This is a genomic window from Candidatus Latescibacter sp. (assembly GCA_030692375.1).
Taxonomy (GTDB): domain Bacteria; phylum Latescibacterota; class Latescibacteria; order Latescibacterales; family Latescibacteraceae; genus JAUYCD01.
Genome location: JAUYCD010000044.1, coordinates 1 through 13,077, shown reverse-complemented (window position 1 = coordinate 13,077; position 13,077 = coordinate 1). Strand labels below are relative to the sequence as shown.

The window sequence follows — 13,077 nt, the reverse complement described above, 5'->3', positions numbered from 1 at the left end:
ATATTCAGAGCGAGAACAACTACAAGCAGAAAACCTATACTCTTCAGCTTCAGAATCGCACAGTCTATTTTGGATACAACATCTGGGCTTCGGCGGGAATTCGCTTTGACGAGAAACAATTCGATGAATCATTGCGCGCTTTTGAAAACTACAAGACTTCCACTACCTTTGTGAAATTCCTGCTGGGATATAATTAACCGGTATGCTGACCTGCCTTCTATCCAGATGGATTCTTTTCTATTTCAGCTCCAGAAAAGCAACCGGGCGGTTCAAAAAATACGCCGGAATCTTCATGTCGCCGATAAAACACCTGCATAATTCAACATACTCTCCTTTCTCATTTGTGTATCCGTGGCCGTAGTGGTCGAAAATAATCGGGACCCCGTTATATCCTCCTAAAAGCAGTTTTGCATGGCCTCCGCAGCTCATGATGGTGACAAAGGGTTCGTGTTCGAGGATCATCAGGTACTGCCGGTCTTTCCCGATTTCGGGTTTCATGACAGGTATTTTGTTACCGCCGTAAAAAGCGAATAATCCATCATGCCGGGGCAGGGTGAATCCGAATACCGCGAAAATATCGCGATAAGTTGTGATATGGTCGCGGCCGAACCATGCGCCGCTCCAGTCATAAGGGGCATCGAGGAGTTTGAACGCGATGAGAACTACATTTCGACGTGTATAAGGGAGCCATCCCAAATGTACATCCGCATTTTTTTCAAGCCAGGCGGCGCCGGTGGATAACCCGCCCAGGCCGGTGCGCATCGGTATTCGTATCAGGCGGGAGTTCGATTTTGACGCGAGCGGAAGGCGGTCTCCCATGCCGAACCACCCTGAGACCAGGCGGCAGTTGGAATCGGTGTAGAACTGGACGCGATTGCCAGTGCACACCACAAAATCAGGTGCGTCGCTATATTCAGCAATTTCTTCTTTATCACCGAATGCGATATCTTCAGCCCGCACCCAGCCGTACCTCGTATCGCTCAAAACAAAGAGAAATTCTCCCGACCGCGAAGTATGGAGAACAAAAGCGTGATTCCCGATTTTAAGGAATCCGTTATTCCATATATCCCAGTGAACGGTGATGTTGATGATTTTTCCGGAAACTGAAAGAGCGCTGTCGCTGATCCCCTGTTCATACATAAACAACGAGGGAATGACTCTGAGTTGGGTATAACGGACTGCGATACCGTGCTGGACAGTTATTGTACGGGAAATCCGTTCGAAAGCCATCTCTCTCTCTAACCGTTCAATATCGCGCCTTGAATATGGTACACCAGTAACATTTCCGAATCTCCCGCTGCGCAGGTATCCCGCTTCCGCAGAAATCCAGGATTTTACGCTGTCGGAAAGAATTTCAGGCGCCATGCTGTCAATGTCAGGCGCAGAAATCAGGCTTCCGGGCCACCATGTGATGAGCGAAGGTTTTTGTTCATCGGGAATATCGCTGAAAGGGTTGGGGTGTTTCATGAATGCCATAAAAGATTCGTTCATGTATTTGATTCTGTCGGAAGTCATAAGCACTTCGTCGGGATGTGACATACGGGCAATCCACCAGGCGGGCGTACGCATCTCGGGAAGTGTTCCCGGGTATACGTCCGGGGCGCGGTTCACCAGTTGCGCACTCAGAGCAAACGAAAAAAGGGCGAAAAGAAAAATTCCGGACAGCACTAGACGGATACATGCACTCATACGCTAAACCTCCTCATGATCACAAGTCTTCAAAACATATCTTTCTCAATGTGAAAATAGTACGTATGATTGATTTCTTTTTCAAGTCAATTTTACAGAAATCATGGGATTCAATCAATAAAACTAGTGTTTGGGAAGCGTTGTTAAATTATATTCTCAGAAAGTGAAACATCAGCTTTATAGTAAAAAATCCGGGTATGGATGCCGAAACAAGATCGGCATGACACGTGTCATCCTGAACTCGTTTCAGGATCTAATGTGCAATCATCGCACAATAACATGGGGAGACGGTATGCAACGGACAGCTTTCATTCTGATCGGATTCATCACTCTTTTTACCTCCACCGCGCTGGCGCAAACCGATTCCACATGGGTGAGGCGGTATGACTGTCATCTGAAAACCGGATCGATTGTAATTAACGGGGTGGCGGATGAGATCGCCTGGCAGCTCGCTCCTGAAGTTGGGGAATTCACACGGTTCCAGAAGAAAGGGGATCTAACGGTCAAACACCGTACCACAGCAAAAATGCTCTGGGATGAGGACAACTTATACATTCTGGTTGCCGTGGAAGATCCCGATATCCGGAGCACGATGACCGTTGGAGACAAGGCATGCCTCTGTGAGGAGGAAACGGTCGAGATATTCATCGACCCGGACGGCGACGGTTACGATTATGCCGAGCTGCATTTCAACTGTCTCAACACTATGAACGACATCTGGATTCCCCAGAAGACATTTAAGTACCGTGACGGAAAACCGGTGGACTGGACCAATCTTTTCTCTTGGAGTTTAACAAGAATGCAGCATGGGGTCATGAATTACGGAACGGTGAACGACAAGAGCGATGTGGATCAGGGAACCGTGTATGAGCTGGCCCTGCCCTGGAAAGGCTTCTGTAAAATCGGCGGGAAAGCAAACCTGCCTCCGAAACCGGGTGATATGTGGCGAATCAACCTCAACCGTTACGAGCGCTCGCGATCAGGAGACAACGATGTAGAGCTGTCCGGGTGGGCGCCTCTGGATCTCAATTCCTACCATGTACCCGAGCAGTTCGGGTATGTGAGGTTTGTCGACAAGCAATAAGGAGTTTCTATGCAATCGTTAATGATCGGCGTTTCCGGCGTTCGGGGCATATATGGCAAAGGTTTGGATGAGATAGTCGTGGAACGGTTTTCCCATGCATTCGGAACTCTTTACAAGGGAATCGTTGTGGTGGGAAGAGACTCCCGGGTAAGCGGAAGTGCACTGGCCCGAGCGGTCATCTCCGGCCTGCGCAAGTCGGGATCGGATGTAATCGATCTCGGCCTGGCTTCCACGCCGACCACTGAGATGGCGGTCACTTACAAACATGCTAGCGGCGGCGTGATCATAACCGCCAGCCACAATCCGCGCGAGTGGAACGGCCTCAAGTTTCTCGGACAGGACGGCGTCTTCCTTGACTCCGAAGAAGGCGCCCGATTGATGAGTGTCTATTCCTCGACAGGCGATATATCGAAAATGCCACTCATCGGTTCGATAACCCCCTGGGACGGCGCTGATGAACATCATATTGCATCCATTCTGGCGCTTGACATCATCAACCGGGACATAACCGCTTCACGGCGGTTTACTGTATGTCTCGATGCGGTCAACGGGGTGGGAGGCTCGATCTGTACCCGTCTTCTAGAACGTCTCGGCTGCACAGTTTTTGCGATACATGCCGAGCCTACAGGCATTTTCCCCCACGGCGCGGAACCGGTTTCGGGAAATATCGGCGCCCTCTGTACCCTTGTAAAGGAAAAGAAGGCGGACATAGGGTTCGCGGTCGATCCGGATGTGGATCGTTTATCCATCGTGGATGAGACGGGAAAAGCCCCCGGAGAAGAATATACTCTGGCCATCGCGGCGGATTACCTGTTCGGGCGCTCGGCGAAAAAGGCCGCATGCAATCTTTCCACCTCCCGGATGATCGACGATGCCGCCGAACGTCATGGCGCAGTTGTTTACCGCGCTCCGGTGGGAGAGATCAATGTAGTGAAAAAAATGCGTGAAGTCGGCGCCGAAATAGGAGGAGAGGGCAACGGCGGTGTGATTTTTCCGGCGCTTCATTCCGGTCGTGACGCGGTGCTGGGGATGGCGCTCCTGCTTTCGTGCATGGCTGAGAAAGGTGAAAAGATCAGCGCCTTTGCCGCACGTTTCCCGAAGTACCTTGTTCTGAAAGAGAAAATAGATATCTCCGGTATATCCTCCTGGAAGGCTTCTCTTGAAACGGCATTTACCGGAGAAACCCTGGATGAGAGCGATGGCGTGAAGATCATTCGCCGGAAATCCTGGATTCATGTACGGGCCTCCAACACCGAGCCGGTGATCCGGATCATCGCTGAAGCTCCCACCCGGAAGGAATTGGAAGACCTGGTCAAGCGGGTGCATAAAGCGATAAAATAAATAAGTCTGAACCATGATTTATCGGATTAGAGGATTTGCATGATAGATTAAAATTCCATACATTAATATTGTAATATATAGCTTATAATAATGGAAAAAAATCAGGCTAATCATTCCTGAGAATCATGGTTCAGACACTCTTACATCATCTTTTATCATAGGCATCACATAAATCAGTGGTTCAGACGATCATTTATCTTTGTATTTTTTTAGGAGTAACCATGAAACGAAGAGAATTTGCTGCGACCAGATTGACCGGTCTGGCTGCGGGTATATCCGGTCTCAGCATGAATACTGCGGAAGCAGCCGAAGTAAAACGAGAGACGGTTAAACCCTACGGAGTTCAATACTATGAGCGGGCGGTGGAGATCTGGAACCGTGAGGCGGCAACCGAACTACCTATCATCATCCAGGCGGCTGACAAGGCGGCTGAATCTCTCAAGAACGGCGGAAAGCTCTACAGCCATGCCCATTTCGGCCACATGCTGGTCAAGGAGCTGCGCATCGGCCGTCCCGGGAACCCCGATTATCTTCCCACCGGAACCTACAGCACAAAGGATGAAGAGTATGATCCGATAGGGAAGGGCGATTTCCTGTTCTTCGACGGCCCCAAGCTGCGAGTGAAAAAAGCCCATGACCGCGGCGCTTTCACCCTGGGAGCGCGGGTGCCTTATCTTCCGAACAAGACCACCCCGAAAGGGGTTCTCACCACCCTGGGAGCGACCGACAACCTATTGACCGAAGACTGCTCCGACCTCGTGCTGACTGCGGGAGTGCCATTCTGTAACGGAGTATTGAATTATCCGGAGATCCCTGCGGTACGGGGCTGCCCGCTCTCAGTGCAGGGAGTGGGCAATTTCTACTGGATGCTCTCGGCCGAGATCGCCATGCGTGACAAAGGGAAGGGCCCCATGGGGAAAGGCGACAAATCAGCCGAGTATCTCCGTATCGTCAAACAGCGCGGTCTGAAAATCCGCAACTCTTTCGATAGTATCGATGCTGTGGCGAAAGCTATGGCCGGATATGCCGCCCAGGGCGCAAAATACTTTTGTTTTTCGTTCGGCTGTGAAATGGCGGATGAAAACACATATCGCGCCTCCGGACTCGCCATGACCCGAAATATCGTCCCGCGTGACCTCAGTGGAAAAGTCAAATCCGGGGATTTTGTGATTATCGGGAGCGAGCTGTCGGACACTAAAGAGAACATCGAGGCGGCCCATGCGTTCAAAAGCGCCGGGATGAAAATAATCTACATCGGCCCCGGCAAAACCGAGGGGAGCGCTGGCGACGACCTGCCGAAGTACGCCGACCACCATATCGATACTTTTTCCCCGGAGCGCGATGGTGTGCTCACTGTGCCCGGCTTCGACAAGAAAATCTGCCCGACTACGGGGGTGCTCTATGCGCTCACTCTCTGGATGCTGAACGCCCAGTTCATCGCCCACATGATCGAGGCGGACATGACTCCCGTGTTGAACATGGGCGGCCATCTTATCGGCGGGAACGCCTTCAACAAGGATGTGCGTGCGATTGCGGACAAGCGGGGATACTGAATTACCCCCTTAAATAGCTATTGACACGTGCCCTTTCACTTGGCTATTATGCCAAACAGCCAAGTGAAAGGAACGCAAATGGACCCCTTTAACATATTTTACTGTCCCCCTATCAACCGGTCTCGACTTCTCTTTATCATCCATCGCGCCACCCTCAGTTAAATCAAGATTTATGATGATATTAGATTACTGTGCACAGTAACCGGACCTGTTCAGAAAATTACCGAATAGAGTTCTATTTTCATGTGTTTTTTAGTCTTCCATATCATTCCCCATATTGATAATATCATCACAATCAATTAGTTATGTCCATATGTTGACCGCGGGCGCTCATTCGGCATAATAATTGCATCCCCTGAAGCAGATAATGCTTATCAATTTGAAACAGCAAGGGATTTGAACAGAAAGGATTGTGGAACTCTTATGATAAACTCTGGTGATACTGCATTCGTCCTTATCGCGGCGGCCATGGTGCTCCTGATGACTCCCGGTCTGGCATTCTTCTATGGAGGAATGGTACGGCGAAAGAATATTCTTTCCACCCTTATGCAGTGCTTTATCATCATGTGCGTCATCGGGCTCCAGTGGGAGCTCTACGGTTACTCTCTTGCATTTGGCCCGGACGCCGGTGGCGGACTCATAGGTACGCTAGACTGGGCGGGGCTCCGCTCGGTCGGGACAAATCCGAACCCCGGCTATTCCGGTACCATACCGCAACTAGCCTTCATGATTTTCCAGGCGATGTTTGCAATTATCACCTCGGCTCTCATAATCGGCGCCTTCGCCGAACGAATTAAATTCTCCGGCATGGTGATCTTCGTTTTGCTCTGGGCGACTCTCGTCTATGACCCCATCGCTCACTGGGTATGGAGTGTTGACGGCTGGCTGCGGAACCTGGGCGGACTCGATTTTGCCGGCGGCGCGGTGGTCCATATAAGCTCAGGTTTCTCGGCTCTCGTGATGGCCATTTTGATTGGGAAACGGAACGGTTATGAACGTGTGGCGCTCTCCCCGCACAATCTGCCCCTGACAGTGCTCGGCGGTGGTCTTTTGTGGTTTGGCTGGTTCGGATTCAACGCAGGCAGCGCCCTTGCCGCAAACGGACTTGCCGCTAATGCCTTCGTTACCACTAACACCGCTGCCGTGGCTGCAGGGCTCACCTGGGTGCTCATCGACTGGATAATGAACAGTACTCCCACTGTGCTTGGAGCGATGACCGGCGCGGTGGCCGGACTTGCCACTATCACCCCTGCCTGCGGGTTTGTTTCGCCGATGTCCGCCATCATCATCGGCATGATGGCGGGCATTTTCTGTTACCTATTCGTCATGAAGATCAAACCTGCCGCCGGGTACGATGATTCTCTCGATGTCTTCGGTGTTCACGGTATCGGCGGTCTCACAGGGATTCTGGCGACTGGCCTTTTCGCCCAGGTGGCCATCAACGGGGCGGGGGCGAACGGTCTCTTTTTCGGCAATGCCAAGCTATTCTTCATTCAGACGCTATGTGCGGTATCCTGTATTACCTATGCAGTCGTACTGACGTTTATCATTTATAAGATTGTAGACAAGCTGGTCGGCTTACGTGTATCGCTGAATGATGAAATAATCGGTCTCGATCTCACCCAGCATAAAGAGCAGGCCTACACTATCCTAGATTGATTTGACAGGAGGAGTTTATACAATGAAGTACATTATAGCAGTTATTCAGCCACATAAACTGGAAAATGTAAAACGTGAGCTGGAAGCGGTGGAGGTCCACCTCATGACAGTTTCCAGCGTGCTCGGCTGTGGCCGTCAGAAGGGTTTGACCGAGGTTTATAGAGGCACTAAGGAGATCGGTAATCTCCTAAAGAAAATCAAGCTTGAGATCGCAGTGAACGAAAATTTCGTCCAGCCCACTATAGATGCCATAATCCGTGGAGCGCGCACAGGAACTATTGGCGACGGCAAAATATTCATTCTCGATCTTCATGAGTGTGTCCGCATAAGAACCGAAGAAACAGGAGGAGTGGCTATAGGATAAAAAATACCATCGGACTTCTTTGAATCTCTGCGTATAACATGAACCATTTTTTTATCACAGAAGCTAAAAAAGAGATTGACTTGCGCTTTTTAATTTGGCTATATTGCCAAATAACCAAGTGAAAGGAACACGCATGGACCCCAAAATCCAGGCCCGCTATGAAACCCGCGCGAGGATTATCAAAGCGCTCGCGCACCCAACCCGGCTGTTCATTGTGGATGAGCTTTCCCGGGGTGAGAAATGTGTCTGCGAGCTTACCGCAATGATCGGCGCGGACATGTCCACCGTTTCCAAGCACCTGTCGATTCTCAAGAATCTTGGGATTGTGCAGGATGAAAAGAGGGGCTTGCAGGTTTTTTACCGCCTGAAAACACCCTGTGTGATGAATTTCTTTGACTGCTGCGAGCTGGTTATGAAAACACGAAAAGAAGTTTGACAATATTTTATACCTGCTGTTTGGCAAAAATACCAAATAATTACAAGATTACATTGAAGAAATCTTGAAGGAAAATATACGCATGAAACTAAAATCGGAGTGGGAATCGCTCCTTATAATTCTGGCGGTGTTTCTCGGTATTTGTTATGTGCCGGTTGGGAATGTACGGTTTGACCATTCCATTACAGAGTCACTCGCTTTAGTCAAATGGTACGCCCGGGAGCATGTTATCATGTGCCTCGTGCCTGCATTTTTCATTGCCGGGGCGATAAGTGTTTTCATCAGTCAGGCTGCGGTGATGAAATATCTGGAGTCCAAAGCAAACAGGGTGCTCGCTTATGGAGTGGCATCGATTTCAGGCAGTGTTCTTGCGGTTTGTTCCTGCACCGTGCTTCCTCTGTTCGCGGGAATTTACAAACAGGGCGCCGGGCTCGGGCCTGCGACAGCGTTTCTCTATTCCGGCCCGGCGATCAATGAAAAAAATCAAGTTAATCCTGTAATCATGCGAATCATGGTTCAGACAATATGGGAAGAAGAGAAAGGAACAAACCTTGAAAAAAATTCAGATTCTCGGCACGGGCTGCCCGAAATGTAAAAAGCTCACAGAAAACGCGGAAGCTGCGGCAAATGAGTTGGGAATCGAGTATGAGTTGGTCAAAGTGGATGATATTAATGATATTCTGAATTTCGGAGTGATAATGACTCCGGCGCTGGCAATTAATGATGAAATAAAAGTGGTGGGAATAGTTCCCTCGGTTGAGGAAATTAAAAGAATTCTTTCATAATTTTATAGCTTAACTACTTTAAAAATAATGGTATTAAGCATAAAGAACTACTTTCATATCAAAATAAGGACATCACATCATGCGGAACAAATTTTTTTCAAGCCTGCTGTTTATGGCGCTTATCATGATTGGATCAGGCTTGTTCATGCAGGGATGCAGGGGAAAGAACAGTAATGCAGAAGGGGAGAACGCGGAAAAAGGAACCCCGTCTTCTGCCGTTCAGACTGAGGAATCTACGCGGAAAGAATCCCCGATGCCCCTTTCCCCCAAAGCAAATGTGGTCGTAGTATACTATTTCATGACCACCCAACGGTGTCCAAACTGCCGCGCAATCGAGGCGTACACGAAAGAAGCGATTGAAAAGTGTTTCTCTGATGCACTGAAAAAGATGGATATGGTCTGGCGCATGGTGAATGTGGATGAATCGGGAAATGCTCACTTTATCAAGGATTTTCAGCTCTATACCAAATCGGTGGTGCTGGTGAAAATCCGGGACGGCAAACAGGTGAGTTGGAAAAATCTGGACAAAGTCTGGGCGCTTTTGGGTGATCAGAAAACATTCATGGCTTATATTATCGATGAAGTAAAATCATTTACAGTGAAGGGCTGATGGAATCCCCGCTGACAGGCATCGTTACCGCTTTATGGCTGGGCGTACTTACCTCCCTGAGCCCCTGCCCGCTGACTACCAACATCGCCGCTATTTCTTTTATCGGGAAGAGGGTTGGGAACATCGGGAGCGTTCTCTTTTCCGGTTTGACGTATACTGCCGGAAGGGTGCTGACCTACCTTGTAATCGGTATTATTACTGTGACAGGACTTTTGTCCATACCGGTTATTTCTTTCTTTCTCCAGCAAAACATGGGAAAAATCCTCGGCCCTCTTCTTTTTCTGACCGGCGTTCTTATGTTGGGAATCATTCCCCTGAACCTTATTTGGACGGGAGTTAATGTGAACGGGGAAAGATTTGCAAAAAGAACCGATGCCTGGAGCGCCGGTTTCATGGGTATCGTGTTTGCCCTTGCCTTCTGCCCCGTGTCGGCGGCTCTCTTTTTCGGGAGCCTGATACCATTGGCAGTCAAGCAGGGATCGCCGGTCGCCATGCCCGTTCTCTACGGTATCGGAACGGGGCTCCCGGTTCTTTTGTTTGCCGTGCTCCTGGCGTTCAGCGCAAAATCGGTGGGGAAGGCTTTCCACTTGCTCAATCATTTCGAGCGCTGGGCAAGGAGAATTACGGGGATGGTCTTAATTGTTGTCGGGATATACCTGTCGATGCAGAATATTTTTGGAGTAACGATGCCTTAGTAAAGGACAGGATTCAGAATAAAAAGTTCGTAAATAAATCTGAACCATGATTCGTTGGATTAAAGGATTTCCCGATAACATAAATAATTACACATGTTTTGAGTGTTTAGATCCTGAAACGAGTTCAGGATGACACGTGTCATGCCGAACTTGTTGCCGCTTCGCGGGAACGATGAAAGCGCAGCGCATCTTTTAGCAACCGTTTCGGCATCTAATATGAAAGGAAACGCAATAAAATATGTCGTCATATTTATCAATCAAGTTAATCCCATAATCATGTAAATCAAAGGTTCAGACAAACAAAGAAAGGTTTCTACCATGGATAACGAAGACCTGAAAAAAGTATTGAAGAAAACCTACGGTACCATTGCCCAGAAAGAAGGCTGCGGCTGCGGGTGCGGACCTTCTTCCTGCGGTCCGGCCATTACAAGGAAAATAGGCTATGATGATAAGGAACTGGAAAAGGTTCCGGAGGAGGCCAACCTGGGTCTCGGCTGCGGGAATCCGACAGCGTTCGCGTCACTCCGGGAAGGGGAGATAGTTCTCGATCTCGGCTCAGGGCCGGGTTTGGATTGTTTTCTCGCCGCGGAAAAGGTCGGTAAAACCGGATGGGTTATCGGTGTGGACATGACCCCGGAGATGATCGTGAAAGCCCGCGCCAATGCCCTGAAAAGCAATTCAACGAATGTGGAGTTCCGACTGGGAGAGATTGAGAACCTCCCAGTCGATGACAACTCGGTCGATGTGATCATCTCCAACTGTGTCATCAATCTGGCGCCGGACAAGGCAAAGGTGTTTCGTGAGGCATTCCGGGTGCTGCGTCCGGGCGGAAGGCTGATGGTATCGGACATTGTGCTGGCCGGTGAACTTCCGCAATGGGTAAAGGAATCGGTAACCGCCTATTCCGCCTGTATATCCGGTGCGGAAAAGAAGAATCATTACCTGGAGCAGATGGAAAAGGCCGGATTTGAGAATATTACCGTTCTGAGGGAAACCCCATTCACCGTTGATCTTATCGCATCCAGCGGCGAGTACGCCTGCTGCGGATCAGAGTTGCCGGATTTGAGTGAATGTGATGGCATCGTGAGAAGTATCACCGTATTCGCCCATAAACCGGGGAAATGAGGCTTTTCATGGAAAAAAAGCTGAAAATTCTCTTCCTCTGTACCGGCAACTCCTGCCGCAGCCAGATGGCCGAAGGATGGACACATCTCCTCTGCGGAGATACTATTGATGTGTATTCAGCCGGGATTGAAACACAGGGGTTGAATCCTAACGCTGTGAAAGTGATGGCGGAAGCGGGAGTCGACATATCCGGTTATAAGTCTAAGAATGTGAACGATTTGCTTCATATCCCCTTCGATTATGTCATTACTGTCTGCGGTCATGCATTCGAGAACTGCCCCTATTTTCCTGGAAAAGCAAAAGTTCTCCATGTCGGGTTTGACGATCCTCCGAAACTTGCCACCGATGCGAAAACCGGAGAGGAGGCGCTGACCCACTACCGCAGAGTCCGCGACGAGATAAAGGCATTTGTAGAAACGCTTCCGGCGGCGTTGAAAGAGATGAAGGATCAATAAAAAGGACAGGAGATTTAATGTGGAAGAAAAGAAAAAGCTTTCATTTATTAACCGTTTTTTGACCCTGTGGATTTTTCTGGCAATCGGCGCCGGAATTGCCATCGGCTATTTTTTTCCGGTAATTACCCGGCTCATCACCAGCATGCAGGTAGGCACCACTTCGATTCCCATTGCCATCGGGCTTATCCTCATGATGTATCCGCCTCTGGCGAAGGTGCGGTACGAGGAGATGGGACTTGTCTTTCATAATAAGAAACTGCTGGCCGTTTCCCTGATCCAGAACTGGATTATCGGCCCCGTGCTGATGTTTGTGCTGGCGGTCGTTTTTCTCCACGGTTATCCTGAATACATGGTCGGAGTCATCCTGGTGGGACTGGCGCGCTGCATCGCGATGGTCATCGTCTGGAATGAGCTGGCCGGAGGAGACCGTGAGCTGGCGGTCGGCCTGGTAGCGTTCAACGCCATTTTTCAGGTCTTACTGTACGCAGTCTATATTTTCTTCTTTATCACCGTACTTCTTGGGATGCTTGGGATTGGCGGCGGAGCTGCCATCAACGTATCCATTGTCGATGCGGCCAAGACAGTGTTCATTTACCTGGGCATACCCTTTCTCGCCGGAATCGTCTCACGGTACAGCCTGATACGGTTGAAAGGGCGGGACTGGTATGAATCCGCTTTTCTCCGGCGCATCAGCCCGATCACCCTTGTGGCGCTGTTATTCACCATCGTGGTGATGTTTTCGCTCAAAGGCGGAGTCATCATTCAGCTTCCCCTCGATGTCCTGCGCATTGCGCTCCCTCTGGCCTGCTATTTCATTCTCATGTGGTTTATTACCTTTTTCGTCGCATGGAAGATGAATGTGGGATATGAGAAAGCGACCGCTGTCTCATTCACTGCGGCCAGCAACGACTTCGAACTGGCCATCGCGGTGGCCATCTCCATATTCGGAATCGGTTCGGGACAGGCTCTGGCGACCGTGATAGGCCCGCTCCTCGAAGTGCCGATTCTCATCGGCCTGGTGGATGTGGCGCGGTACTTGCGGAAAAGATATTTTATAATCAGATAAATCGTGTTATACTCCCCATAGCGACTAGTGTTAAGTCAATGCAATAAAGTTGGATTCATATTCCCCCCTTAACAAGGGGGGATGCCAAAGGCAGGGGGGATTTCTTCTTCCCAGCGAATAAAGATCCCCCCGCCGCTTGAGCGGCGACCCCCTTTTAAAGGGGGTAAAAAAAAAAGAAACTCCAGCACCAGACATTATCTGATTGACGTTACACT

At 49.7% G+C, this 13,077-nt stretch carries 14 protein-coding genes and 1 pseudogene; 14 read left to right on the top strand and 1 reads right to left on the bottom strand.

Annotated features, from left to right (window positions below; translation table 11 throughout):
* On the top strand, positions 1-197 hold a 197-nt coding region (locus Q8O92_02895), incomplete at its 5' end, for a hypothetical protein (protein MDP2982262.1).
* A gap of 40 nt (positions 198-237) precedes the next feature.
* Here the strand turns inward: Q8O92_02895 and Q8O92_02890 are convergent.
* Positions 238-1,689: an SH3 domain-containing protein gene (locus tag Q8O92_02890; GenBank protein MDP2982261.1), complete on the bottom strand. Its 1,452-nt coding sequence runs from the start codon at positions 1,687-1,689 to the stop codon at positions 238-240.
* Positions 1,690-1,981: 292 nt separating this feature from the next.
* Between Q8O92_02890 and Q8O92_02885 the strand changes: the two genes are divergently transcribed.
* The 13 genes and pseudogenes from Q8O92_02885 (at position 1,982) to arsB (ending at position 12,862) form a co-directional block, all read left to right on the top strand.
* Positions 1,982-2,773, top strand: coding sequence for a carbohydrate-binding family 9-like protein (locus Q8O92_02885; protein MDP2982260.1), 792 nt, complete (start codon positions 1,982-1,984; stop codon positions 2,771-2,773).
* 9 nt (positions 2,774-2,782) lie between these two features.
* Positions 2,783-4,114, top strand: a complete 1,332-nt coding sequence (gene glmM / locus Q8O92_02880; protein MDP2982259.1) for a phosphoglucosamine mutase — start codon at positions 2,783-2,785, stop codon at positions 4,112-4,114.
* A 221-nt stretch (positions 4,115-4,335) separates the two neighbouring features.
* Positions 4,336-5,667, top strand: coding sequence for a hypothetical protein (locus Q8O92_02875; GenBank protein ID MDP2982258.1), 1,332 nt, complete (start codon positions 4,336-4,338; stop codon positions 5,665-5,667).
* 423 nt (positions 5,668-6,090) lie between these two features.
* Positions 6,091-7,326: an ammonium transporter gene (locus Q8O92_02870; protein ID MDP2982257.1), complete on the top strand. Its 1,236-nt coding sequence runs from the start codon at positions 6,091-6,093 to the stop codon at positions 7,324-7,326.
* A gap of 22 nt (positions 7,327-7,348) precedes the next feature.
* Entirely contained in the window at positions 7,349-7,690 is a 342-nt protein-coding gene (locus tag Q8O92_02865; protein ID MDP2982256.1) for a P-II family nitrogen regulator, read from the top strand.
* Positions 7,691-7,823: 133 nt separating this feature from the next.
* On the top strand, positions 7,824-8,126 hold the full coding sequence (locus Q8O92_02860) for a metalloregulator ArsR/SmtB family transcription factor (protein ID MDP2982255.1): 303 nt from the start codon (positions 7,824-7,826) through the stop codon (positions 8,124-8,126).
* A gap of 82 nt (positions 8,127-8,208) precedes the next feature.
* Positions 8,209-8,601 (top strand): annotated as a pseudogene (locus Q8O92_02855) (permease).
* Positions 8,602-8,677: 76 nt separating this feature from the next.
* A complete protein-coding gene (locus Q8O92_02850) occupies positions 8,678-8,911 on the top strand; it encodes a thioredoxin family protein (GenBank protein ID MDP2982254.1) in 234 nt (77 codons plus the stop codon).
* 79 nt (positions 8,912-8,990) lie between these two features.
* Positions 8,991-9,521 carry a nitrophenyl compound nitroreductase subunit ArsF family protein gene (locus tag Q8O92_02845; protein MDP2982253.1) on the top strand — a complete coding sequence of 177 codons (531 nt, stop codon included), beginning with the start codon at positions 8,991-8,993 and terminating at the stop codon, positions 9,519-9,521.
* Complete coding sequence (locus Q8O92_02840) at positions 9,521-10,216, top strand: aromatic aminobenezylarsenical efflux permease ArsG family transporter (GenBank protein ID MDP2982252.1); 696 nt, start codon at positions 9,521-9,523, stop codon at positions 10,214-10,216. Before Q8O92_02845 ends, Q8O92_02840 begins: the two co-directional genes overlap by 1 nt.
* Before the next feature lie 318 nt (positions 10,217-10,534).
* Entirely contained in the window at positions 10,535-11,341 is an 807-nt protein-coding gene (locus Q8O92_02835) for an arsenite methyltransferase (protein ID MDP2982251.1), read from the top strand.
* 8 nt (positions 11,342-11,349) lie between these two features.
* Positions 11,350-11,796: an arsenate reductase ArsC gene (locus Q8O92_02830; GenBank protein ID MDP2982250.1), complete on the top strand. Its 447-nt coding sequence runs from the start codon at positions 11,350-11,352 to the stop codon at positions 11,794-11,796.
* A gap of 19 nt (positions 11,797-11,815) precedes the next feature.
* A complete protein-coding gene (gene arsB / locus Q8O92_02825) occupies positions 11,816-12,862 on the top strand; it encodes an ACR3 family arsenite efflux transporter (GenBank protein ID MDP2982249.1) in 1,047 nt (348 codons plus the stop codon).
* Positions 12,863-13,077 lie beyond the last annotated feature (215 nt).

Coding starts and splice junctions, on each gene's coding strand:
- Q8O92_02890 (MDP2982261.1), bottom strand. CDS start 1,689: ATGAGTGCATGTATCCGTCTAGTGCTGTCCGGAATTTTTCTTTTCGCC.
- Q8O92_02885 (MDP2982260.1), top strand. CDS start 1,982: ATGCAACGGACAGCTTTCATTCTGATCGGATTCATCACTCTTTTTACC.
- glmM (MDP2982259.1), top strand. CDS start 2,783: ATGCAATCGTTAATGATCGGCGTTTCCGGCGTTCGGGGCATATATGGC.
- Q8O92_02875 (MDP2982258.1), top strand. CDS start 4,336: ATGAAACGAAGAGAATTTGCTGCGACCAGATTGACCGGTCTGGCTGCG.
- Q8O92_02870 (MDP2982257.1), top strand. CDS start 6,091: ATGATAAACTCTGGTGATACTGCATTCGTCCTTATCGCGGCGGCCATG.
- Q8O92_02865 (MDP2982256.1), top strand. CDS start 7,349: ATGAAGTACATTATAGCAGTTATTCAGCCACATAAACTGGAAAATGTA.
- Q8O92_02860 (MDP2982255.1), top strand. CDS start 7,824: ATGGACCCCAAAATCCAGGCCCGCTATGAAACCCGCGCGAGGATTATC.
- Q8O92_02845 (MDP2982253.1), top strand. CDS start 8,991: ATGCGGAACAAATTTTTTTCAAGCCTGCTGTTTATGGCGCTTATCATG.
- Q8O92_02840 (MDP2982252.1), top strand. CDS start 9,521: ATGGAATCCCCGCTGACAGGCATCGTTACCGCTTTATGGCTGGGCGTA.
- Q8O92_02835 (MDP2982251.1), top strand. CDS start 10,535: ATGGATAACGAAGACCTGAAAAAAGTATTGAAGAAAACCTACGGTACC.
- Q8O92_02830 (MDP2982250.1), top strand. CDS start 11,350: ATGGAAAAAAAGCTGAAAATTCTCTTCCTCTGTACCGGCAACTCCTGC.